Annotated in this window: 21 protein-coding genes; 12 read left to right on the top strand and 9 right to left on the bottom strand. The window is 63.1% G+C overall.

Translation table 11 applies throughout. The features are described 5' to 3' along the window. Positions 1-386: 386 nt before the first annotated feature. The 5 genes from BLT42_RS08885 to BLT42_RS08865 all read right to left on the bottom strand — a co-directional run bounded on the left by BLT42_RS08885 (position 387) and on the right by BLT42_RS08865 (position 4,598). Positions 387-800, bottom strand: a complete 414-nt coding sequence (locus tag BLT42_RS08885; protein ID WP_233342406.1) for a DUF4112 domain-containing protein — start codon at positions 798-800, stop codon at positions 387-389. 17 nt (positions 801-817) lie between these two features. Then, the gene (locus BLT42_RS08880; RefSeq protein ID WP_091769865.1) at positions 818-976 is read right to left on the bottom strand and encodes a YqaE/Pmp3 family membrane protein; all 159 of its coding nucleotides are present in this window, start codon (positions 974-976) and stop codon (positions 818-820) included. Positions 977-1,040: 64 nt separating this feature from the next. Then, the gene (locus BLT42_RS08875; protein ID WP_091769863.1) at positions 1,041-2,183 is read right to left on the bottom strand and encodes a PepSY-associated TM helix domain-containing protein; all 1,143 of its coding nucleotides are present in this window, start codon (positions 2,181-2,183) and stop codon (positions 1,041-1,043) included. A 262-nt stretch (positions 2,184-2,445) separates the two neighbouring features. Next, positions 2,446-2,967: a type 1 glutamine amidotransferase family protein gene (locus BLT42_RS08870; RefSeq protein ID WP_091769861.1), complete on the bottom strand. Its 522-nt coding sequence runs from the start codon at positions 2,965-2,967 to the stop codon at positions 2,446-2,448. Positions 2,968-3,305: 338 nt separating this feature from the next. Further along, complete coding sequence (locus BLT42_RS08865; protein WP_091769859.1) at positions 3,306-4,598, bottom strand: MFS transporter; 1,293 nt, start codon at positions 4,596-4,598, stop codon at positions 3,306-3,308. Between the two features lie 217 nt (positions 4,599-4,815). On the opposite strand from BLT42_RS08865, the gene BLT42_RS08860 reads away from it, so the two are divergent. Next, positions 4,816-6,642, top strand: a complete 1,827-nt coding sequence (locus tag BLT42_RS08860; RefSeq protein ID WP_176780307.1) for an ATP-binding protein — start codon at positions 4,816-4,818, stop codon at positions 6,640-6,642. 17 nt (positions 6,643-6,659) lie between these two features. Here the strand turns inward: BLT42_RS08860 and BLT42_RS08855 are convergent, their stop codons facing one another. Both BLT42_RS08855 and BLT42_RS08850 read right to left on the bottom strand, forming a co-directional pair. After that, complete coding sequence (locus BLT42_RS08855) at positions 6,660-8,210, bottom strand: acetolactate synthase large subunit (protein ID WP_091769855.1); 1,551 nt, start codon at positions 8,208-8,210, stop codon at positions 6,660-6,662. Between the two features lie 25 nt (positions 8,211-8,235). Continuing rightward, positions 8,236-9,384: an alpha-hydroxy acid oxidase gene (locus BLT42_RS08850; protein WP_091769894.1), complete on the bottom strand. Its 1,149-nt coding sequence runs from the start codon at positions 9,382-9,384 to the stop codon at positions 8,236-8,238. Positions 9,385-9,603: 219 nt separating this feature from the next. Between BLT42_RS08850 and BLT42_RS08845 the strand changes: the two genes are divergently transcribed. The 8 genes from BLT42_RS08845 to ettA all read left to right on the top strand — a co-directional run bounded on the left by BLT42_RS08845 (position 9,604) and on the right by ettA (position 16,797). Next, on the top strand, positions 9,604-10,503 hold the full coding sequence (locus BLT42_RS08845) for a S1/P1 nuclease (protein WP_091769853.1): 900 nt from the start codon (positions 9,604-9,606) through the stop codon (positions 10,501-10,503). 127 nt (positions 10,504-10,630) lie between these two features. Next, the gene (locus tag BLT42_RS08840; RefSeq protein WP_143024094.1) at positions 10,631-11,653 is read left to right on the top strand and encodes an SDH family Clp fold serine proteinase; all 1,023 of its coding nucleotides are present in this window, start codon (positions 10,631-10,633) and stop codon (positions 11,651-11,653) included. A gap of 81 nt (positions 11,654-11,734) precedes the next feature. Further along, entirely contained in the window at positions 11,735-12,205 is a 471-nt protein-coding gene (locus BLT42_RS08835) for a GAF domain-containing protein (RefSeq protein ID WP_091769892.1), read from the top strand. Between the two features lie 265 nt (positions 12,206-12,470). Then, positions 12,471-13,109, top strand: a complete 639-nt coding sequence (locus BLT42_RS08830) for a TetR/AcrR family transcriptional regulator (protein ID WP_233342407.1) — start codon at positions 12,471-12,473, stop codon at positions 13,107-13,109. Continuing rightward, positions 13,106-13,831, top strand: a complete 726-nt coding sequence (locus tag BLT42_RS08825) for a M48 family metallopeptidase (RefSeq protein WP_091769847.1) — start codon at positions 13,106-13,108, stop codon at positions 13,829-13,831. The genes BLT42_RS08830 and BLT42_RS08825 overlap by 4 nt, the downstream gene beginning before the upstream one ends. Positions 13,832-13,959: 128 nt before the next feature. Beyond that, positions 13,960-14,376: a hypothetical protein gene (locus BLT42_RS08820; RefSeq protein ID WP_233342405.1), complete on the top strand. Its 417-nt coding sequence runs from the start codon at positions 13,960-13,962 to the stop codon at positions 14,374-14,376. Between the two features lie 120 nt (positions 14,377-14,496). After that, a complete protein-coding gene (gene trxC, locus BLT42_RS08815) occupies positions 14,497-14,937 on the top strand; it encodes a thioredoxin TrxC (protein ID WP_091769843.1) in 441 nt (146 codons plus the stop codon). 192 nt (positions 14,938-15,129) lie between these two features. After that, positions 15,130-16,797, top strand: a complete 1,668-nt coding sequence (gene ettA / locus BLT42_RS08810; RefSeq protein WP_091769841.1) for an energy-dependent translational throttle protein EttA — start codon at positions 15,130-15,132, stop codon at positions 16,795-16,797. A gap of 127 nt (positions 16,798-16,924) precedes the next feature. Here ettA and BLT42_RS08805 read toward each other — a convergent pair whose 3' ends face one another. After that, positions 16,925-18,250: a S41 family peptidase gene (locus BLT42_RS08805; RefSeq protein ID WP_091769839.1), complete on the bottom strand. Its 1,326-nt coding sequence runs from the start codon at positions 18,248-18,250 to the stop codon at positions 16,925-16,927. A 92-nt stretch (positions 18,251-18,342) separates the two neighbouring features. Between BLT42_RS08805 and BLT42_RS08800 the strand changes: the two genes are divergently transcribed. After that, positions 18,343-18,840, top strand: coding sequence for a MarR family winged helix-turn-helix transcriptional regulator (locus BLT42_RS08800; protein WP_091769837.1), 498 nt, complete (start codon positions 18,343-18,345; stop codon positions 18,838-18,840). Here the strand turns inward: BLT42_RS08800 and BLT42_RS08795 are convergent. Further along, positions 18,837-20,105, bottom strand: a complete 1,269-nt coding sequence (locus BLT42_RS08795) for a D-amino acid dehydrogenase (RefSeq protein ID WP_176780306.1) — start codon at positions 20,103-20,105, stop codon at positions 18,837-18,839. The genes BLT42_RS08800 and BLT42_RS08795 overlap by 4 nt on opposite strands. Before the next feature lie 95 nt (positions 20,106-20,200). On the opposite strand from BLT42_RS08795, the gene BLT42_RS08790 reads away from it, so the two are divergent. Both BLT42_RS08790 and BLT42_RS08785 read left to right on the top strand, forming a co-directional pair. Then, positions 20,201-21,142 carry an ArsR/SmtB family transcription factor gene (locus tag BLT42_RS08790; RefSeq protein ID WP_091769833.1) on the top strand — a complete coding sequence of 314 codons (942 nt, stop codon included), beginning with the start codon at positions 20,201-20,203 and terminating at the stop codon, positions 21,140-21,142. Between the two features lie 153 nt (positions 21,143-21,295). Next, positions 21,296-21,928, top strand: coding sequence for a transposase (locus BLT42_RS08785; RefSeq protein WP_091769831.1), 633 nt, complete (start codon positions 21,296-21,298; stop codon positions 21,926-21,928). The last annotated feature ends 102 nt before the right edge of the window (positions 21,929-22,030 follow it).

Genomic DNA, 22,030 nt, shown 5'->3' with positions numbered 1-22,030 from the left:
TCATGGCCTCACCAGAGCGCGGGATGTCACCCCTCTGCCCGGACGAGCTCCACGCTCCCGATCGCCGCGAATGACTGAGCTCACGCCTCCCGTGCAACCGGAACGGCTGAAGTATGCGCGCAGGTTGGTGGGGTGGGGATAAGTTTGATGATTTATCGTCATCCGGACGAAAGCCGGGAGATCGATCGACCGGGCTCCGTGCTTGTCCCGCCTGGGTCCTGACTTGCGTCAGGATGACGTGGGATCATGGTGAGATGTCGGGGATAGGTCGCGAAGCCCGTACCGTCGCGCCCGTCATCCTCACCGGTTTCGACCGCTTCGCGGCCACGTCTGCCAACAAGAAAGAGGTTAGGGGGCTCGCGATTTCGTTCGCGGAACCCGCCCCGCTAGCGCAGCCGCTTGGCTTTCTTGCGGTCCAGAAAGCGCGCCAGCAATGCCGTGTTGCGGCGATTGGCCTTGAAGGCGACGTCGAAAATATCGCCGACGACGGGGATGGCGCCAATCACCAAGTCGAGTGAGGTGTTGATCAGCATGCGGGCGAGGACATGCAGCGGCGCTCCCAGCGCGGCGGCGCGGGCGATGAGATAGAAGGCGGGCGCCAGCATCGCCAGATCCCCGAGGCCGGGAACGAGGCCGACCAGGCCATCAATCCCGAAGCGGATCGAAGTGCCGGGAATGCGAAAACGGGTATCGAGCCAGTCGGCGAGCGATTCCAGACGTGCCAGCTCGCGCGCGCCATCCTCATTGTCACCATCCCGGTCCATGGGCTGGCCTGGACGTTCATTCCGGTCATCAGACATCAGTCAGCGTCCGCGTTCTAGCGTCTGGCAATAATCCATACGGCGTGCACGACGCCGGGAATATAGCCGAGCAGGGTGAGCAGGATATTGATCCAGAATTGCAGACCAATCCCGACCTGCAGGAAGACGCCGAGTGGCGGCAGGAGGATTGAGAGAATGACACGTATGACGTCCATGGAAACTCCGATTGGGTTGGATGGCGCGGACTATGGAACCGAAACGAGGCGAAAATTCGCCCGCTTACTGGCTGCGCCTGCGCCACGCGGGTAAGACCAGCCGCCGCCAGGCCAGGGCAAGCCCGGTCCAGGCCAGGAAGAGCGCGGCGAGGGAACCCAGGCCGGCGAGGGTCTGTCCCCACCAGCCATAGACTTCGCCGGTATGCAGGAAGCGCAGATAGATCCGGGCCCGGCGGGCGGGGGTCTGGGTCTGTGCCGTCATGACATCGGTCAGCAGGCTGCCATCGCGGTGATCGAAGGTGAGCAGGCGTTTGCGGTCATATTGCGCACCATTGCCGGTATCGATGGTCAGCTCGACCAGTGGCGTCTGTGGCGTTGCGGGCAGGGCGATGGCGATGGTCCGCCAATTGGCGTCGACCGCGCGGGCGGCATCCAGCATGCCCTGCAGGTTTGCGACCGTCTCCGGCATTGCCTGACCGGCCGCGTCGGCATCGCCGCTAACGGCCGGGCCAGCCAGCGCCGCCGGACCGTCGCCATAGGCACGTTCAACCAGGCTCGCCGCCCAGGGATAGGAAATCACGACGCCGGAAATCACCACGGCCAGCAGCGGGACCAGGGCCCAGATCCCGAAGACATGGTGCCAGTTGTAATCGCGCGCCTTGGCGCTGGGCAGATTGTCGCGAAAGAACAGATTGAGTTTGACGAAGGACCAGCGCCACGCCCTCGGCCACCACAGATAAAACCCGCTGATCAGGATGAAGAGGAAGGCGAGGTTGGCTGCGCCGGTGATCGCCTTGCCGGTCGCCCGGGACTCGCCACTCATCGCCAGATAACGATGCAGGCTGGTGACGGCGCGGAAGAAGTCGCGCGTCGGACCGGCGGCGCTTTCAATCGTCTCGCCGCTATAGGGATTGATCAGTGTGGTCCGTCCGCGGCCGGCATTGAGCTCGACCGGGCGGGCCGGATCACGGTGATAGACCAGGGACAGCCTCGCCTGACCGGCCATTTCGCCTGCCATCAGGGCCAGCTCGTCCGCCGTCATCTGATCGCCGCTCATCGCGGCGGGGCTCAGCCTGGCTTCGGACATGCCCAGTATTTGCCGCTCATAGGTCAGCAACACGCCGGTGATCGACAGCAGGACGATGATCAGGCCGGCGGTGACGCCGACGCCGAGATGGGACCAGAAAATGATGCGGCGAAAGGACAAGCTCGGCTCCGGGCGATGCGGCTATCGGAGTCTATACGTGCAGCGATCCAGATTCGGTCGCAAGCCTGCCGGGCAGAACTGCATTTGGCCGCGTCGGCCACGGCCAGGCGGCACGTTGTGTTTTGCGGCGCGGCTGGCGCGGCCGGTTTTTGGCATCGGGAGCTCCGGGGGAAATGCGGGGCTGAAACGCCGGAGGCCCGCCCCCATCCTCAGCTATGAGGGGCGGGCGGGCCTCCGGTCGAAACGAAATTGACGGCGTGTGCTAGTAGCGGCCGCCGGCGCGGCGCTTGGTTTCCGGTGCGGCACCGCCATTGGTCGCCAGCAAATGCTTGGCAATGGCTTCGACGATCTTGAGATCGCAATCCTCGTCGCTATTGACGTAGAGATTGCCGCCCAGGATGGCTGCCGCCGATTCCGGCGCGTCGATCGCGGTCGTGGTGTGATCGGACAGCAGGCTGGCGCTGCCGGCCAGGGCAATAACCGGTTTGTCGGCGGCCAGGAAAAGCTTGATCAGCGCATGAGCACTGGCATCGAGCAGCATGGCGCCTTCGAGCAGGACCAGCGCTTCATATTCGCCCGCGTCCAGCTCAGCCGTTGTTTCGGTGATGGCGAAATTCAGTTCGGACGGGCCATTATAGCCACGCAATGCGGCCTGCTGGTCGGAGACAAGGGTCAGGCGCCGATTGTGGCGGCCGAAGGTCTCGGAAGCGTCCTGCAATTGCTGGATATTGACTTTTTCGGCGGCGAAAGCGGCGATGCGGTTGGGGCGTTGGCCATGATTCATAAGTGGAACAATCTCCTCGTGACGGTTGAGTCCGGTGGGCGGAATGAGTGGAAAATCAAGGCGATCAAATAAAGAAATTGCCAGAAAAAGCAAGAGATGCAGGTGCGTTTAAAATAATCTTCGCCGGAAAGTCAGGAAATAATACCGGAGGTTATTCAAATTCGCTTCATGAATTCAGCGGGTGCTCGCCAATCTCGATTTGTCCTGCTTCGGCGTTTTTTAGTCGACCTTGAGGGTATGTTTTCAATTGCTTCGAGCAGGCGGCAGCATAACGTCTCACCGCGCGCAGCCGTATCTCCGCGACTACGGCCGGTTGCGGGGCCCCATTGCGGCGGCGGTCAAGCGTCGCGCGGGAAATCCGGATCGTCATTCTCGTCGATCATCGGGTTGAGATCGGCGGCTGACATACTCGTTGCGGCACTCGGCGCGAAATCACCCTTGTCGATATCGGGCACCTGGCGCGCTTCGGCGCGCCGATAGAGCATGGCCAGCGCGAGGATGAAGAGTCCGGCAGCGGCAAACATGAACAGGCCGCCGACGCCGATGACGCTCATCACGCCGCCCGCCAGTGCAGGCCCGAGCATTGAGCCGGTCGCCCACAGGATCAATATCCCTGACATCATATTGGCGGCCTGGCCCGGTTCCGCCCGGTCGGCCGCATGGGCGACAGCGACGCCATAGAAGGAGAGCGAACCGGCGCCCCAGACGGCGGCCAGTGTGAAGACGACGGGCAGCGGCAATTGCATGCCGAACAGTGCGAGCAGGGCGGCTGCGAGCCCGCTGGCGGCTGCGAGCACGGCGATGACGATGCGCCGGTCCATCTTGTCGGAGACCATACCGGCGGGCCATTGCGACAGGACGGCGCCGCCAATCATTGCGGCGTTGAACATGGCCGCCATTCCGGTCACCGAATCCGGTGCCAGATCGGTGACGAAAATGGCGTAAAGCTGCAATACGGCCCCGTTGACGATGCCGGCGATGAAAGCCGCGATCACGGCCGATGGCGCCGTGTCCCAGAGCCGCATGGGCCCGAAGGGCTCGGCGCTGGGCGGTGCCGGTTCGGCCCGGCGTGTCGCCGAAACCGGGATCAGGCTGGCCGTGAACAGGGCGCTGACGATCAGGAAAGCAGCGGCGCTGCCAGGGGTGGCGAGAGCGGCGAGGAAGGGGCCGGCCATGAAGCCCAGCTTCGAGGTCACCAGATAGAAGCCCAGCACCGCACCGCGGCGCGCGGCTGGCGCAGCGCCGGCAATCCAGCTCTCGCCAGAGGCGAGCAGGCCGGCCGCACTCAAGCCGATCAGAGCCTGCATCAGCATCCACCAGGCCGGGTGGGCACTGATATACAGGCCGGCCGCCGCCAGCGAGCCACCTGCCGCAAAGGCCGCGAAGGCCCGGATATGGCCGATCTGGCGGATCTCCGCCGGTGCCAGCCGGGCGCCGACGACGAAGCCGAGGGCGTAGCTGGAGGCGATGGCGCCGATCGTCCAGGTCGAGGCGCCCTGGGCAATGAGGGTCAGCGGACCGACCACCGAGATGGCACCTGTGGCCGCCTGCAAGAGCGCCAGCGCCGCAACAATCGCTGCGATATTGCGGTATTCGTCGATCAGGTTTCCGTCATCGCCGGGTGCAGTCATCGCATTAGGCTCCTTGCGCGGGTCGCTCGGGGGCACAGGCCTTCGGGGCCGGGCCGGGCAATCAGTCCCGTTTGGCACGATCCGGGGGCAGACCACAATCGCAGGCGTGAGATTGCCTCTCCCGGCGACGGGTCAGCCGGGCTTTGCGCGTATGCCAGTCATGAATAATTCAACTCATCGAAATTTAACGGCTGTTCGGGCTTTATCGACCCACGACATGGGAGAATGCGCCATTCTTTGGAAACGCCTCGACAGGATGATCGGTGTCGATGCCGAAACCGGTTTCGATCGCACGATACGGTATCGCGTCGCCCTGGCGTTTACCGCCATCATGGTCGCCACAGCGCTGATCAATGTTGCCGTTCTCGTTCTCTCGGGCGAGGGCCGTCCCGGCATGGCCGCGCTCGGGCTGACCTCTGGTCTTGTGTTTGCGGCAACAGGCCTGGTCGGCTTGAAGCTGCGCAAGCCCAACCTGACCATCGCACTCGTCCTGGCCGTCACGATCCTGACCCTGCTGGGCGCTGTCTGGGGCAATCGGGGCGGATTTCCACCAGCCATGATCTACCTGCCGGGCATCGCTCTGGGTGTCTATGTGGCCTGGGGGTTTCGGGCAGTGGCGGCGGCGGGCGCAGTTTTTGTCGTGCTGCTGGCCGCGGTCGTGTTCGCCAGCCAGCGCCTGGCCGGCACGCCGCTGGAGGTGCTGCCGCCGGAGCTGGTGGCCGTGCTGGCCATTGTCACGGGATTTGCCACGCTCTGGGTGGTCTTTCTGGGCTCGACTTTCCGTTCGGCCATGCATGCGGCCAATGCCGATCTTGAAACGGCCAATGAGCGCCTGCACAGTGCGCTGCAGGCCGCCGAAGCCGCCAATCACTCAAAGTCCGAATTTCTCGCCATGATGAGCCATGAAATCCGCACGCCGCTCAATGGCGTTCTTGGCATGACCCGGGTCTTGCAGGGCGATGGCGAACTGACAGAGCGACAGGCGCACAGCCTCGCCGTGATCAATGAGTCCGGCGAAAACCTGCTCGAATTGCTCAATGATATTCTCGACCTGTCGAAGATCGAGGCCGACGCGATCGCGATCGAGGAAATCGAACTGGATATCGTGGCGCTGGCCGCGAGTGTCACGCGGCACTGGCAATTGCAGAGCGAAGCCAAGGGGCTCAGCCTGAACTTTGCCGATCACGATATCGCTTATCCCGCTTTACTGGGCGACCCGCTGCGGATCCGGCAGATTCTCAACAACCTGCTCGGCAATGCCGTCAAATTCACCAGTGCCGGGCAGATTACCGTGGAATTGTCGCAGGCGGCGCCCGATGCCGATGGCTGTGTCGAGACCGTCTTGACGGTCATCGATAGCGGCAATGGCATTGCGGCCGACAAGCTCGCGACCATTTTCAACGCATTCAGCCAGGCTGATAGTTCGACCACCCGCAAATTTGGCGGTACCGGGCTGGGTCTGGCGATTTGCCGCAAGCTGGCCGATCGCATGGGCGGGCGGATCAGCGTTGAAAGCGAGACAGGGGTCGGTTCGCGTTTCACCTTCGCGCTGCGCTCACACCCCGGTACGGGCATGCTGCCTGTCGAGGCCGAGGCAATTGTGCCGCCATTGCGGCCGGGCCGGCCGGTCTCGATCCTCGCCGTCGATGATGTGCGCACCAATCAACTCGTCCTGGCGGCGATGCTCGGCCAGTCCGTGCTCGGCGACGCGATCACGATCGATTGCGCCAGCAGCGGCGTCGAGGCGATCGCGGCGGCGAGTGTGACCAGTTATGATGTCATCCTGATGGACATCCAGATGCCCGAAATGGATGGCTATATGGCGATCCGGCGGCTGCGCGAGGCGCCCGCGACCGCGGCGGTGCCGGTCATTGCCGTCACGGCACTGACCTCCGAGCTGGATCGCCGCAAGCTGACCGAAGCCGGATTCTGTGACTATCTCTGCAAGCCGTTCGAGGTTTCTGCGCTGCGCCAGGCCCTGGCCCGCCAGCTGCCATCGGCCCAGCCCGCAGCAGGTCAGCGTCTCGCCAGGGGCGGGCGTTAAGGGCCAGCGCCGATCGATCAGATCTCGGCGACGATGACCTGGGGGCCTCCAGCCTTCACCGCGGCGTGCAGTGCGGCATCGAATTCGCCGGCGGTGCGAGCGCAGCGGGCCGGAACCCCGAAACCTTCAGCGAGTTTGACCCAGTCCATCTTCGGATTGTCGAGCGAGAGCATTTGCTGGGCGGCCGGCCCGGGTTCGCCGGCACCGACGCGGGCCAGCTCGAAATTGAGCACAAGATAGGAGTGATTGGCAAAGACGATATTGATGATGTTCAGGTTTTCCCGGGCCTGGGTCCACAAGGCCTGCAACGTATAGGCCGCCGCCCCGTCGCCGCACAGGGCGAAGACCTGGCGGTCGGGGCAGGCCAGGGCGGCGCCGACGGCTTGCGGCATGCCGGCGCCGATTGCGCCGCCGGTCAGGCAGAGCCAGTCATGTTTGGGGCCCGCCCCGGTCCATGGGAAGACGCCCATGCCCGACGTGGTGGCGTCGTCGCACAGCACTGAATTCTCCGGCATGTGGCGCGACATGGAGATCCCGACATATCCCGGATTGAGCGGCTCGTCGGGGAAGATTTTCGGCATTTGCGAGCGTTCCGGCGCCGGCACCGGTTCGGCGGGTCCGAGACGCTCGGCCAGCGCATTCATCGCGCCAATAATATCGTCGGCCGGGCCGCCCAGGGTGAGGGTTTGCGCGCCGTCGGGCGTGAACTCGCCGCGCTCTCCGGGATAGGCAAAGAAGGCGACCGGCGCCTTGGTCCCGGCGATCAGCAGGAGATCGCAACCGGCCAGTTCCTGGATTGCCTCGCTGCCCAGATAGCTCAGCCGTTTCGGCGAGACGCGGCCATGACCGCGGGCAATGCGCGGCACGAATGTGTCCATGAAAAGCCGGGCGCCGCTGGCGGCGGCGATCCGGGCTGCGGCCTCGAGACCCTCCTCAAGGCAGGCATCATTGCCGAGAAACAGGATGGGCGATTTCGCGGCGCTCAGGGCCTTCACGGCCGCCTCGATGCTGGCATCGCTCACCGGGCGCAGTGGCGGGAGGTCGACAGTTTCGATGACATCGGGCTCCTGGTCTGACCAGGCGCAGTCGGCGGGCAGGATCAGGCTGGCGACGCCGCGCTCGGGGCCATAGGACTGACGCACGGCCTCGACCGCCAGGGTCGAGACCTCCGATGCGGTTCTCACCGTTCCGACCCAGCGCGACATCGGCGCACACACGCCGGCGACATCGCTGGTCAATGGCGCATCGAGCGCCGCATGCGCCACGGCGTGATCGCCGACAATATTGACGACCGGCGCGAAGGCGCGGCGCGCATTATGCAGATTGGCGAGGCCATTGCCGACGCCGGGCCCGAGATGCAACAGGGTGCAGGCCGGCTTGCCGGCCATCCGCGCATAACCATCGGCGGCCCCGGTTGCGACGCCTTCGAACAGACAGAGCACGGACTTCATGCCCTCGACGCGGTCGAGGGCCGCGACCATGTGCATTTCCGAAGTCCCCGGATTGGTGAAGCAGACTTCGACGCCCTGGTTGATCAGGGTGCGGACCAGGCTTTCGGCAGCAAACATGGCGGGATCTTTCGCGTGTGAGGGATCAGAGGGGCGGGCGGCGGACGAAATCGGGGCCCAGCTCGCTCAGGCGCGTCACCCCGGTCAGGGCCAGATCGCGCTCAAGGCTGGTTGTAAGGAATTCCAGGGCGCGGCCAACACCGGCTTCGCCAGCGGCACCGAGGCCGTAGAGATAGGGACGACCGATTGCGACGGCGCGCGCACCGAGCGCCAGCGCCTTGATAATATCGGTGCCGCGCCGGATGCCGCCATCGAGGATTACCTCGGCCTGGCCATCAACCGCGTGGACGATGTCGGGCAGGGCGTCAATCGTCGCGGTCGAACCGTCGAGCTGGCGGCCGCCATGATTGGAGACCCAGACCGCATCGGCGCCGATATCGATACAGCGGCGCGCATCATCGGGGCGAACAATGCCCTTGATCGCAAACGGACCGCCCCAGACCTGTTTCATCCAGCGGGCATCTTCCCAGGTGACGGTGCGATCAAACTGACGATTGATATAGCCCATAATGCCATCGCCCTCCGGATCGGCATCGGCGAAATTGGCCGGTGTGATCTTCGGCGTGGTCAGCATGTCGAATAGATAGCGTGGACTCGCCAGGATTTGCGAGACGGTCTTGGCACTGATTTTTGGCGGTACGGTGAAGGCATTGCGCAGATCGCGTTCGCGATTGCCGGCGACCGGCACATCGACGGTCAGGATCAGGCCGGTAAAGCCGGCGGCCCTGGCGCGTTCGAGCATCGTTTCGACGACGGCGCGATCCTTCCAGACATAGACCTGGAACCATTTCGGCCCGTCGGTTTCCGCCGCAATGGCCTCGATCGAGGTCGAACCCAGGGTCGAAAGGGAATAGATCAGCCCGCTGGCGTCTGCGGCGCGAGCCACGGCCGTCTCGCCGCCGCGCGGATGGAAGAGGCGCTGGGCGGCAGTCGGTGTGACGATGATCGGGGCGGCGCAGGGCGAGCCCATCACCGTGGTCGTCATGTCGATCTTTGAAATATCGACCAGCGCCTTCCAGTTCAGCGCATAGGCGTCATAGCGCGAGCAATTGGCCCGCAGCGTCACCTCGTCATCAGCACCGCCATCAATATAGTCGAACACCATGCGCGGCAGGCGCTTTTTCGCGAGCGCGCGCAGGTCATCGATATTGTGGACGGAGTGGAGACCGGTCATGGATCGAGCCTTGCCTTCACGGCGCGCGCGGTCAAGCGACGCGATGCCGCAGAGCAGCCGTCCGCAGGGATGACGGGGCGCGATACCCAACCCGAATTGAAATCACCGGTTTCAATCACCGGCAACGCCCGCATGGCATAGTGGAGAGGCGCCGCCGACTGACCTAGAGATGAGCGCAACAGGCGGCGGGCGGCCGCGCAATTTCCAGGGCGGTATTTCATGTCATTCCTGCGTGTCTTCGTGGCGGGCGGCCTTGCGGCTGCAGCGCTCAGCGTCTCCCCGGCTGCGGCCTACGGTCCGGATGGCCACCGTATCGTCTGCGATCTGGCCTATCGCTATCTCAGCGATGAGGCTCGCACCGAGGTTGACCGGCTGGTCACGCTCGATCCGGAATTCGGGCATTTCCGCGATATCTGTTCCTGGGCCGACGAGGTGCGCGGCACGACCCATGAATTCACCCGGACCTGGCATTACATCAACCAGGACCGCAATGATCCGCAGGTCGATGCCGAGGATTGCGCCGAGGATGGCTGCATCACCGAAGCGATCAGCCTGCATGCCGGCGTCTTCCTCGACCGCGCCCGCAGTGATGATGAGCGGCTTGAAGCGCTCAAATTCCTCGCCCACTGGCTCGGCGATATCCATCAGCCCATGCATGTCTCGATCGAAGGCGATCGCGGCGGCAATGATATCGATGTGCTCTGGCGCGGCGAACGCCACACCAATCTGCACCGGGTCTGGGATAGCGAAATCATTCTCGACTATATGGGCGAACAATGGGGCTGGGCGCCGGAAGCGACGCGCTGGTCCTATTTTGCCGACGAACTGGCTTCGGAAATCCCGCTCAACGGGGTGGAGGTCATCACCCCGCTCGACCCGATCGCCTGGGCACAGGAAAGCCATGACATCGTCCGCTCGCGCGATTTCGCCTATTACTGGGCTCGCGCCGGCCAGATGATCGCGCCAGGCGATGCCTATTATGAGCGCGGTCTGCGCATCAGCCGGCAGGAATTGAAACAGGGCGGTGTCCGTCTGGCCGGCCTGCTCAACGACCTGGTTGCCGAACGTCAGCTCGCCGCATTGGGCGGTGCACCGGTCGCGGCAGCGCTGGACGACTAGAAGGACCGGGGCTGGCGCAAATTCTGCCGGTGATCGCCGTCTTGTCGCTTGTCGCATCCTGTTCACAATGGTTAACATGCTTCCCGGCGAGCCCCGTTAGCGGGCATTGCAGCCTCCGGGGGGAGATGTGTTGGATTTCGCGGACCAGACCACGGTGATTGGCGCCGGTATGGCGGCACTGATTGTGGTCTTGCTGATCGTGATCGTGAGAATGCTCACATCGCGGCGCCAGCTGGCGTCCGACGAGGATCAACTCGCCAAGCTGCGCCGCAAGCGGGCTGCCGCTTACCAGGAGGCCAAGGAGGATTATCGCCGCTATCGCGCGAAATTCGAAAAGTCCAACACCCTGCTGATCGAACTCATCCATGACCTTGGCGACGGTTTTATCGGTCGCGACAGCGCGCCACAGCAAATCGTATTCGACGAGGCCTTTGAGGCGATCGCCCTGATCCGCCAGGCCAATCCGCGCTCGAAAATCGTAATCGTCCTGCATACGCTGGGCGGTTATGCGCGTCCCGCACACATGATCGCGCTGGCGATCAAGGAGCATTTGCGCAAGGCCAAACACAATTCCAGGCGCGATCCGCACGTCATTGCCTATGTGCCCTATGTCGCCATGTCCGGCGGCGCGATGATCGCGCTGGCGGCGGAAAAGGTGGCGATGGACCCGACGGCCTCGCTCGGGCCAATCGACACAATTTATGGCGGCTTCCCGACCGAGGCCTATCGCGACCTGCTTGAACAAAAAGGGCCGCTGGCGACCCAGGACGTCCTGGTCATGCTGGCCCATGAGGCGGAGAAATATGATCGCTATTCCGATCGTATTGCCCGCGAAATCGTCCATGCCAATCACAAGGCCGAGGACAAGGATCCCGATTTCCTGGCCGATTACCTCTCGTCCGGAAAACTGTCGCATAGCGAGGCGATTTCGCCGGATGCGGCGCGCAAGCTCGGGATGAATGTCGTAACCAAGATCCCGTCCGACATTTACGGGCTGGTCGATGCCCGCATCCGGATGATCCACACACGGCTGGAATATGAAGAGCGCCGCAGCGCCTCGGGCGATAACTCGTCCGGTGAGGGCGAGGAGGCCGACAAGGCGATCGAGCGGGCGATCCGCGAAAGCCTGCGTGGCGGGGTCCGCCTCTGATCCGGGCCGTTGGCTGTTATTGGGACTTGAACCGGCACGCTGCGCACCTGACTTATCCGGTGTCAGCTAGGGATGCCCCAGATGAGTGAAAAGTCCGAAATCTACGCAGATGTCCGCAAGCAGATCGCCTCGGTGATCGCCGGCGAGACCAGCGTGACGGCGCGCTATGCGACCGCAGCCTGTCTGCTGCGCGAGGCCTTCGGGGCGCGGTTTTTCTGGACCGGGTTTTATGTCGTCGACCCGCTCAAGCCGACCGAACTGGTGGTCGGTCCCTATCAAGGCACGCTGGGTTGTCTGCGCATTCCGTTTGGACGGGGCGTGTGCGGCGCGGCCGCCGCGACCGGCGAAACCCAGCTCGTCACCGATGTCCACGCCTTTCCCGGCCACATCGCCTGTGACAGCCGCTCGAATTCGGAAATTGTCGTGCCGGTGTTCGACCGCGCTGGCGCGCTGGTGGCGGTGCTCGATATCGATTCGACGGAGTTCGGTGCCTTTGACCTTGAGGACAAGGCCGGGCTCGAAGCGATTTGCGGCGATCTCCTGACCGCCTAGTTTCATCAATGTCCGCGCGACAGGACGGCAGGCGACCAGGCGAAGCCTGACGGCGCGCTGTGCCGTATCCATTTTCGGAAAATATGGGTGGCGGCCCGATCTGCTTGGGGCAAGGAGGCCGCCACCCGGCCCGCTTTTGGGGAGCGGGATTGTGTTGCGCCGTGCCGGACGGTCCGGATGCGGTGAGAATAAGTTCGTTGAAAATTAATTCAATGAAAATATTTTCAGACGCTGGTTGTGCATGAAGTGAGATCCGGGCTTGGCCGTGACGCGCAAGGAAATGAAGGATGCGACGCGGCAAAGGCTGCTCAGCGCCGGTGCCAAGGTGTTTGCCGCCGATGGTGTGCAGGGGGCACGCATCGCCGACATTGCCCGCGAAGCCGAAGTCGCGATGGGCACGCTCTACACCCATTTTCCTGACAAGGACGCGCTGTTCCGTGAGTTGATTCGCGCCGGCAAGGTGATGGTGATCGAAGGGCTGGTCCTGGCCCGCCAGTCCTCCCCCACACGCGCCGGGCGCGATCGCGCCGCGATGGAGGGCGTGGTTGCTTTCGCCCAGGTCTATGGGCCGTTCTTCCGGCTTCTGCTCTCTCGTGGCGCCGGCGACCCGATGCAGCGCGAAGTGGTTGATGCGATCGCTGACTTGCGTGTGCCTGAACTGGAGGAGGGACAGGCCGAGGGCTGGATCCGCCGTGATCTCGACCCGAGAGCCGCAGCGCGCTGCGAAGTCGGGGCCGTGTTTCACCTGCTCGACTGGTGGATTGATAATCCGGACCTGTACACGGCTGAACAAATTGTCGACCAGCTTTGCATTGTCCGGCGGTTTGGCGTTGAGGGGGCCGGAGCGCTCACTGACGGGGGCAACTTGCCGCCGTCCCCGGCTGCGGGCAGCATGGCATCATGACACAGACCGGCCGTATTCGCCTTGGTGACAAGGATATTCCCTATGCGCTGCGCCGCAGCACACGCCGCACGATCGGCTTCGTCATCAACCGTGATGGCTTGAGTGTGACGGCGCCGCAGCGCGTCAGCGTCCGCGATATCGAGGCGGCACTGCAGGAAAAGTCGCACTGGATCCTGGGCAAGCTCGCCGCTTGGGCCGAGCGGCCGCACCAGCGTGAACTCGCCTATGTGACCGGTGAAACCCTGCCCTGGCTGGGCGGTGAGCTCAAACTCCAGGTCGAGCCGCGCGGCATCCGTACGACTTTGCGCCGCGATGGTGACCGGGTCCTGGTCACCGTCGACCCGGAAGCGAGCGGCGAACTGCGTCGGCGCGCGATCGCCAGCGCCTTGATGCGGCACTACAAGCGCGAAGGTGAGCACTTCATGCGGCCGCGAGTCGAGGCCTTTGCAACCCGACTCGAGCGGCCGGTACGCAAAGTGGTGATCCGCGATCAGAAGCGCCGCTGGGGTTCGTGCGCGCCGGACGGCACCATCCGCCTCAACTGGCGCCTGATGGGCTTTCCCGAGAACCTTGTGGACTATGTCTGCGCCCATGAGGCGGCGCATCTGGTCGAGCACAATCACTCGCCGGCCTTCTGGAAGACCGTTGAACGCATCATGCCGGACTGGCGGATTCACCGTGATGAAATGCGCCGCGCGGCGGATCTGTGGACCTGGGTATAAGGCAGAAGCGGCCTCGCCCTTGCGTTGAAATCGCTGTTCATATTTGTTAACCAACTGGTTAGCTAAGGAAACTACACTGGCTGCAGGGGGATAGGCCAATGTCGGATGATTTCGCATACACACTCAGCATGGTCTCTAATGAGAGGGTGTTATCGATACAGCTTCATGGCGGTTGCCATCTCGAGGCGACGCTGGTCTCGCTGCGTACGCTTGCGGAGACCTTGTCAAATAACCCGATCGAAGGCTTGTTGATGGATTACAACAAGTATGAACTGACCTTCGAGATGGATGATTTCTCGAAAGTTGCCGACGTCTACTGCACGGAATTCCCCGACCGGTTTCCGGTCGCATTCGTCTATAAGGAAAGCCAGGTCGGGCGCGCCATCTACATGACCCGCCGGCTGGAAGAGACGGGCCGTCCCAGCCGCGCTTTCGAAACTTCGGACATGGCCCTGGCCTGGCTTGAAACCCAGCTCGTCCCGCGCGCCTTGCCGCCCGCCGGCGGCGCGGGGCAGCCGAATGACAGTCTGGGATCAGCCGGCTAGCCGCGGGCGTTTCCCCGGGCGGCGATCATGGCATTTGCGCCGCACCACACCCATATCAAACCCAGGATACACCACCCGCGCGGTTCGCGCTCGATACCCGTCTATTCCCGGTGACTTGCCATGACTGACACATTTCACATCATCTGCCCGGCCTGCCAGGCGAAGAACCGCATTCCGACGGTAAGGCGCTCCGCCAGCCCCACCTGCGGCGCGTGCAAGGCACCACTGTTTCCGGATGCACCGTTCGAGCTCGATGAAGCCAGGCTCAACAAACATCTGAAGCATGACGAAGTGCCGCTGCTGGTGGATTTCTGGGCGCCCTGGTGCGGCCCCTGCAGGACGATGGGGCCGATGTTCGCGGATGCTTCGCGGCAGATGTCACCAGCGCTACGCTTTGCCAAGCTCGATACCGAGCAGAACCAGAGTGTTGGCAGCCGCTTCCAGATCCGCGGCATTCCGCTGATGATCCTGTTTAGCAAGGGCAGGGAAGTCGCCCGGCATGCCGGCGCCATTAATGCCGACCAGATCGTCAGCTGGGTGAGGCAGAGCCTGGAGGGCTAGCTGGCAAGCGGGGGGCTATTTGCCTCGCCCCCATGGCAATCGCGGACCATCGGCCCCATCTACACACCAAGATCCAATCTGCCCGATCCTCCCCGATCTGACCTCGTGCGCTGCAGCCGCGTTGCCCAATGCGCGCCGGTCGGTTAAAGGGAGCCCAGCTTTTACCCCCTTTACCGAAGAGACCGTCCGCCCATGTCCGCCTATCAATATGTCTTCCATATGGACAAGCTGTCCAAGACCTATCCCGGTGCCTCCAAGCCGGTGTTCGAAAACATCTCGCTCCATTTCCTGCCCGACGCCAAGATCGGTGTCGTCGGCGTCAATGGTTCGGGCAAATCCACCCTGCTGAAGATCATGGCCGGTATGGATACCGAATTCGGTGGCGAAGCCTGGGCCGAAAAGGGCGTGCGCGTTGGCTATCTGGCGCAGGAGCCGCATCTCGACGACAACAAGACCGTCTGGGAAAACGTCATTGAAGGTTCGGCGGCCAAGAAGCTGATCGATGATTTCAACGCCATCTCCATGAAACTCGCCGAGGATTATTCCGACGAGCTGATGGAAGAAATGAACACGCTGCAGGAAAAGATCGACGCTGCCGATGCCTGGGACATTGATTCCAAGATCGAAATGGCGATGGACGCGCTGCGTTGTGCGCCCGCCGACTGGGGTGTCAAGGATCTCTCCGGTGGTGAACGCCGCCGCGTCGCGCTGTGCCGCCTTCTGCTGTCCGAACCACACATGCTGCTGCTCGATGAGCCGACCAACCACCTCGATGCCGAGTCGGTGGCCTGGCTGCAAAACTATCTCGAGAAATTCGCCGGCGCCGTTCTGGTCGTGACCCACGACCGTTACTTCCTCGACTCGATCACCACCTGGACGCTCGAGCTCGATCGCGGCCGCGGCGTGCCCTATGAGGGCGGCTATTCGTCCTGGCTGGAACAGAAGACCAAGCGCATGGCCCAGGAAGGCCGGGAGAAATCGGCCAAGGAGCGCGCCCTGGCCCGCGAGCTGGACTGGATCCGCTCCTCGCCGAAAGCCCGTCAGGCCAAGTCCAAGGCCCGTATCCGCTCCTATGAGGAGCTGCGCGAAAAGGCCGAACGCGCCGATGTCTCGCACGCCACAATCAATATCCCGCCTGGCCCACGCCTTGGCGGAGTTGTGGTCGAGGTCGAGGGCCTGAAAAAGGGTTATGGCGACAAGCTTCTGATCGATGGGCTGGAATTCAAGCTGCCGCCGGGCGGCGTCGTCGGCGTGATCGGCCCCAATGGTGCCGGTAAATCGACCCTGTTCCGCATGATTATCGGCCAGGAAACCCCGGATGAAGGCTCGATCCGCCTCGGCGAGACCGTCAAGCTGGGCTATGTCGACCAGTCGCGCGACAAGCTCGACCCGAAGAAGACCGTCTGGGAAGAGATTTCCGAGGGCAATGACATGCTCAATCTCGGCAATCGCGAAGTGCCGAGCCGGGCCTATGTCGGGGCTTTCAACTTCAAGGGCGGCGACCAGCAGAAAAAAGTCGGCCTGCTCTCAGGCGGTGAACGCAATCGCGTCCATCTCGCCAAAATGCTCAAAGAGGGCGGCAATCTGCTCCTGCTCGATGAGCCAACCAATGATCTCGACGTCGAAACCCTCTCGGCCCTTGAAGAAGCGCTGGAAATCTATCCCGGCTGCGCCGTGGTCATTTCCCACGACCGCTTCTTCCTCGACCGTATCGCCACCCACATTCTCGCCTTTGAAGGCGATAGCCATGTGGAATGGTTTGAAGGTTCCTTCTCCGATTATCTCGAAGACAAGAAGCGCCGCCTCGGCGCCGATGCGGATATTCCGCACCGGATCAAATTCCAGAAATTTGGTCGCTAGGCTGCGCCGAACCAATCGCAATCAATCGAGGCCCGGCACTAATGCCGGGCCTTTTTTGTATCAGGTCCGGTCCGTCTCAAACGATGCCGGGTCGACCGGCGAGCCTCGAGCCAAACCAGCCGTCGATTCAGTCTTCGCCCAGCATATTGAGGAGGGCGGTCAGCTGCTCCTCGCCGGCATGTGGCAGCAGGATGTCCGGTTGCACAGGGCTGGAGGACGCCTCGCCCGAAGCGCGCCAGAAGATGTAGAGCGGTGATCGTGCTTCGAAACCGGTTTGCGGCAAGGTGAATCGCTGGACCTGACCCGTTTGGTTGGCGGCGCCTTCGGTGGGCAGTCCGGCGATCCGGCCGATTTGAAAGTCCTGTACTATGTTCGCAAAGACAATGCCTTGCGAATAGGTGTCTGGACCGATCAGGACGATGATCTCCCCGGAAAACCGATATTCGAGACCGGCCGGCGGCTCGACCCATTGCGGGAAGGGCAGATGCACCACCTGGCCCAGTTCGGCACCGGGGATGCGGGCGATATTTTCCGGTGCGATCCGCGCTGTAATCGCCGAGGTCGGCGTGTAGCGATCCTCCGTCAGATAGGCGAGCAGCCGGTCCGAGAGCTCCCGGGCACCGCCGCCGTTTTCCCGGATGTCGATGATCAATCGCTCGCTATCCCGGGCAGCGATGCGTGCAAAGGCGTCAGTCAGAAACGTGTTGAATGTTTCAAATCGGGCGAGATCGAATGTCCGTACCGAGAGGATAGCGCTGTGGTTCCGGAACTCGACCGAGAATGCCGCACCATCTTCCCCCGGGCGGTCGGTCTGGGGGGTATAGGAATGGCTAAACCTGTTTCCCGCGATACCCTGAAGCTCGATCTGGTTGAAGCGGGTCCGGCCCGACCAGAAGGCGAGATATTCGGCAAACCGCAATTGGAGTATGCGTTCGCGCAAGCTGTCCGTTTCGCCGCGGATGTGGGGCAGGACGTTCGCGATCATGGCGTCGATATCGATGCCATCGACAGTGACGACCCGTTCGCCGGGCCGGAGCCCGCTCTCCGGTGCGATTGCCGCGCCGATCCAGGCGTGACCGTCCCGGATTTCAACCGGCGGGAAGTCTGCGTCCGGGAAGGACGGAATTGCCAGACCGGTATGGGCATCGGCATAGACCGGATTGAGCCTCGAGAGCGCCATCCACGCCTCCAGCGGACTGTATTGACCGGTCAGGCTATTGCCCAACGCCTCGACTTGCCGGTCGAGCTCGGCGGTATCCGCCGAGTGGGCCAGATCGGGGTGGGTCGACCGAAGCCAGTCCTGCCAGGCAGTCAGATCAATGCGCAATTGATCAGCGGTGAAACTCGGCTCCCGGCCCGGTGCCGGTTGCGCGACGGCACAGCCTGCCAGGCCGATTGCGAACGCCGCGCCCAGGGCGCGAATCAGTATCTGCGATGCGCGGGGTAGATTCATGGGTGCATTCCTTTCACTGGTACGTTACTGGTATCGGTTATAGCGCAATATTATTCACGTTACCAGTAACGTTGTTCTGATCGGGGCCGGCTATGAAAGACTTCCAGGATATCGCCCACGGGAAATATGCACCGGGCTTTTTCGGTTTGCTCGCGCTACGGGTCGTCGGTGACATTGAGGCCGATGGTGGCATTTTGATGCGTCGATTGGGCCTCGCCGTTCCGCCGCGGTCTGTCTCAGCCTTGTTGCTGCTGGCCGATGGCCCGCTGAGCGTGACCGAAATCGCGCAGCAGGTGGGCATGACCCATGCGGCTGTGATCAAGAATGTCAGAAAGCTGCTCGAGCTGGGCTTGGCCGAACGCGGCGAGGACGAACACGATGACCGGCGCAAACCCCTGCATTTGACGGCGGCGGGTGTCGAACGGGCCGCAGCCGTGGCGCGCTTCATGCGCGAGGCGGCAAACGTCTACCAGGCTCTGTTTGACGAGATCGGGATCGATATGTTCGAAGGCATGACTCGCATGGAGCAAGCGCTCAAACGCAAGAGTTTTGCCGCTCGCTTCAATTTGCCGGATGCGGAAACACGCTAGATCCGGCTCGCCGCAAACGGTGCCGGATCGACCGGCGGCTCCTCGCCATCAATCAGGGCGGCCAGCAATCCGGCCGATCCCATCGCCTGCGTCCAGCCCAGATGGCCGTGTCCGGTTGTCAGCCACAGGCCCCTGGCGCGGGTCTCGCCGATAAAGGGGCGGCCATCGGCGCTCATCGGCCGGAAGCCGGCCCAGGCGTTGATCTCGCCGGTCAGCAGGCGATCGGCAAATTGTGGATAGATGGCGCGCACCAGGGATTTGAGGTTTTCCACCCGTTCCGGCCGCAAGCGCCTGTCATTGCCGGCAATCTCAGCCGTGCCTGCAACCCGTAAGCGGTCACCCATCGGCGTGACGATAGCGTGCAATGCCTCGTCGCAGACGGGAATGGCGGGCCGGGTCTGGAGGTCGGACATATCAAGGGTGAGTGAGTAGCCCTTCACCGGCCGTACCGGCAGATGCAGGCCGAGCGGCTTTAGCAGCGACCAGGCCGTGTGACCGGCGGCGATAATGATGGTGTCGGCCTCGATCTCCTCGGTCTCGGTGCGCACGCCCACGACCTGGCCGCCGCGATCCATCAATTCGATGACGCGGGTCCCCCATTCGAAACTCACCCCGGCAGCCTCTGCGGCGGCGGCCAGGCCCTTGGTAAATCGGTGGGCATCCCCGGATTCATCGTCGGGATAGTGGATGGAGCCGGCGATCTCATCGGCGATCGCGGTCAGGCGCGGTTCCAGTGCCAGCGTCCCGGCGCGGTCGAGAACGCGGTAATTCAGACCCAGGGGCACGAGTCGGTCGGCCGCAAGGACCGCGGCATTGATGCCAGCCTGGTTGCGGCAAAGCTTCAGCGTTCCGGATTTGAGATTGTCGAATTCCAGTCCCAGCTCATCGCGGACGGCCTGGGTCTCGGCAAGACTATAGCGGGCGAGGCCGAAATTGGCCTCGCTGGCGGCGATATGGCGCGCACGGGTGGAATTGCGCAGGAAGCGCAGGCCCCAACCAATCAGACCGGGCAGGGGCGCCAGCCGCAATTTCATCGCGGCGTGCGGATCGAACAGCGAGGCGAGCAATTGCCAGGCGACGCCGGGCTGGTTCCACGGCTCCGGCTCCGAGGGCGTCAGTGCGCCGGCATTGGCAAAACTGGTCTCCAGGCCGGGCCCGACCAGGGCATCGAGGACGGTCACCGAATGACCATGCCGGGCAAGTGTCCAGGCGGCGCTGACCCCGGCCAGTCCGGCTCCGACAATGATGATCTCGCGGCGTCTCACATCGCTCTCCAGGGCGCGGGCTACATGCTGCCTTTGAACTTCGGCGCGATGCGGATAAAAGCAAGGGACATTCCGCACTTACGGGCAAGAAATTCATGGATGCACTGGTCACACAGCTCAAGGCAATCGCCGAACCGACGCGTTTGCGTGTGGTTTCGCTGCTGTCGCGCGGTGAATTGACCGTTTCCGAACTTGTGCATGTGCTCGGGCAGAGCCAGCCACGTGTCAGCCGGCATCTCAAGCTTTTGACTGATGCGCGCCTCGCCGAACGCCTGCCCGAAGGCGCCTATGTTTTCTATCGCCTGACCGAGACGGGTGGCGGCCGGCGCCTGGCGGAGATTCTTGGCGAGCTCTTGCCCGAGAGTGATCCGGTCCTGACGCGCGATATTGCCCGGCTTGAATCGATCAAACAGGCCCGCGCGCTCGCTGCCCAGACCTATTTCGAGAGCGTGGCGGATGACTGGGACCAGATCCGGCGTCTGCACCTGGCCGATGCTGAAGTCGAAAAAGCCATGCGCAAGCTGGCCGGGCCCGGCCCCTTCGATCTGATGATCGATGTCGGCGTTGGCACGGGCCGCGTGCTCGAGCTGTTCGCGGATCGGGTCAAACGCGGCATTGGCGTCGACATCAATCACTCCATGCTCAATGTCGCCCGGCTTAATCTGGCCAATGCCGGCCTGAATAATTGCTCGGTCCGCCATGCCGATGTCGGCGCACTACCTTTCGAGAACGCGGCCGCCGACCTCGTCACCGTGCACCAGGTCCTGCACTATCTCGACGATCCCGCCGGCGCCGTCGCCGAATGCGGCCGTCTGCTCAAACCCGGCGGCCATCTCCTGATCGTCGACTTCGCGCCGCACCAGCTGGAAACCCTGCGCGAGGATCATTATCACCGCCGTCTCGGCTTCTCCGACGAGGAAATGCAAACCTGGATCGAAGGCGCCGGCCTGAAGCTGGCGCATCAGACCTCGCTGCACCCCGATGAGCCCAGCGGCCTGCTGACGATGAAGATCTGGGTGGCTGTGCCGAGCGAATAGCGCCGGGACACGGTCCGGCGTCCAGCCGGTGCGTGTCCCGACTGAGTGCGCGCACCACCCAAGTCGGGACATGCACCTGTTTCTTTGAAACAGGACCACGTCCGGGGATTAATCCTCAGGTTGTAATTTTTCACTTTCGCGTTAAAATGCGCTATGCCCCGCAAGGCCCGCCATGTCCTGCCGCATTATCCCCACCACGTGACCCAGCGCGGCAATCGGCGCCAGCCTACCTTTTTCCAAGACTCCGATTACCGGCTCTACCTTGAGCTGATGCAGCAAGCCTGCTCGGCGCGTGGGGTGTTGTGCTGGGCTTATTGCCTGATGCCCAATCACGTCCACCTCGTGCTGGAACCACCCGAGGAGGGGGCATTGGCGGCAACGGTGGGCTGGGCGCATCAGGCCTATTGCCGCGCCATCAATCGCCGCGAAGGCTGGACTGGGTCCCTGTGGCAGGGTCGGTTTTCCTCCTGCGCGATGGATGAGACGCATGCGCTGGTAGCGGTACGCTATGTCGAGCTCAATCCGGTTCGTGCCGGGCTGCGTCGGCGGGCGCAGGAGTGGCAGTGGTCGAGTGCGGCCTCGCGCGTCTTTGGCCTCGAAAATCGCTTGCTGTGCAGGCCGCCAATACTGCGCGGGATTCGGGATTGGCAAGCCTATCTCGACACCGGTTTGACGGCAGCGCAGGAAGCGCAACTGGGCTATTTCACTCAGAGTGGCCAGCCAATGATGGATGCCGCGTCACCGGGACATGCTCCGGCTTCGCCGGTGCGTGTCCCGACTCGGTGACAGGCAATGCACAGCGGGACACGCGATGATTCCCCAAGTCGGGACACGCACCTGCCCTGCGGGACAGGACCATGTCCCGTTCTCCGCTTGGCTCCCCGCATC

The organism is Maricaulis salignorans (assembly GCF_900103475.1).
Classification (GTDB): domain Bacteria; phylum Pseudomonadota; class Alphaproteobacteria; order Caulobacterales; family Maricaulaceae; genus Maricaulis; species Maricaulis salignorans.
The sequence above is the reverse complement of the archived record's forward strand: the minus strand, read 5'-3'. Positions and strand labels throughout refer to the sequence as shown.

What these genes read in the sequence shown, in the direction of transcription:
- BLT42_RS08885 (WP_233342406.1), bottom strand. Translation starts at nt 800, where the DNA reads ATGTCTGATGACCGGAATGAACGTCCAGGCCAGCCCATGGACCGGGAT.
- BLT42_RS08880 (WP_091769865.1), bottom strand. Translation starts at nt 976, where the DNA reads ATGGACGTCATACGTGTCATTCTCTCAATCCTCCTGCCGCCACTCGGC.
- BLT42_RS08870 (WP_091769861.1), bottom strand. Translation starts at nt 2,967, where the DNA reads ATGAATCATGGCCAACGCCCCAACCGCATCGCCGCTTTCGCCGCCGAA.
- BLT42_RS08865 (WP_091769859.1), bottom strand. Translation starts at nt 4,598, where the DNA reads ATGACTGCACCCGGCGATGACGGAAACCTGATCGACGAATACCGCAAT.
- BLT42_RS08860 (WP_176780307.1), top strand. Translation starts at nt 4,816, where the DNA reads ATGGGAGAATGCGCCATTCTTTGGAAACGCCTCGACAGGATGATCGGT.
- BLT42_RS08855 (WP_091769855.1), bottom strand. Translation starts at nt 8,210, where the DNA reads ATGTTTGCTGCCGAAAGCCTGGTCCGCACCCTGATCAACCAGGGCGTC.
- BLT42_RS08850 (WP_091769894.1), bottom strand. Translation starts at nt 9,384, where the DNA reads ATGACCGGTCTCCACTCCGTCCACAATATCGATGACCTGCGCGCGCTC.
- BLT42_RS08845 (WP_091769853.1), top strand. Translation starts at nt 9,604, where the DNA reads ATGTCATTCCTGCGTGTCTTCGTGGCGGGCGGCCTTGCGGCTGCAGCG.
- BLT42_RS08835 (WP_091769892.1), top strand. Translation starts at nt 11,735, where the DNA reads ATGAGTGAAAAGTCCGAAATCTACGCAGATGTCCGCAAGCAGATCGCC.
- BLT42_RS08825 (WP_091769847.1), top strand. Translation starts at nt 13,106, where the DNA reads ATGACACAGACCGGCCGTATTCGCCTTGGTGACAAGGATATTCCCTAT.
- BLT42_RS08820 (WP_233342405.1), top strand. Translation starts at nt 13,960, where the DNA reads ATGGTCTCTAATGAGAGGGTGTTATCGATACAGCTTCATGGCGGTTGC.
- trxC (WP_091769843.1), top strand. Translation starts at nt 14,497, where the DNA reads ATGACTGACACATTTCACATCATCTGCCCGGCCTGCCAGGCGAAGAAC.
- ettA (WP_091769841.1), top strand. Translation starts at nt 15,130, where the DNA reads ATGTCCGCCTATCAATATGTCTTCCATATGGACAAGCTGTCCAAGACC.
- BLT42_RS08805 (WP_091769839.1), bottom strand. Translation starts at nt 18,250, where the DNA reads ATGAATCTACCCCGCGCATCGCAGATACTGATTCGCGCCCTGGGCGCG.
- BLT42_RS08800 (WP_091769837.1), top strand. Translation starts at nt 18,343, where the DNA reads ATGAAAGACTTCCAGGATATCGCCCACGGGAAATATGCACCGGGCTTT.
- BLT42_RS08790 (WP_091769833.1), top strand. Translation starts at nt 20,201, where the DNA reads ATGGATGCACTGGTCACACAGCTCAAGGCAATCGCCGAACCGACGCGT.
- BLT42_RS08785 (WP_091769831.1), top strand. Translation starts at nt 21,296, where the DNA reads ATGCCCCGCAAGGCCCGCCATGTCCTGCCGCATTATCCCCACCACGTG.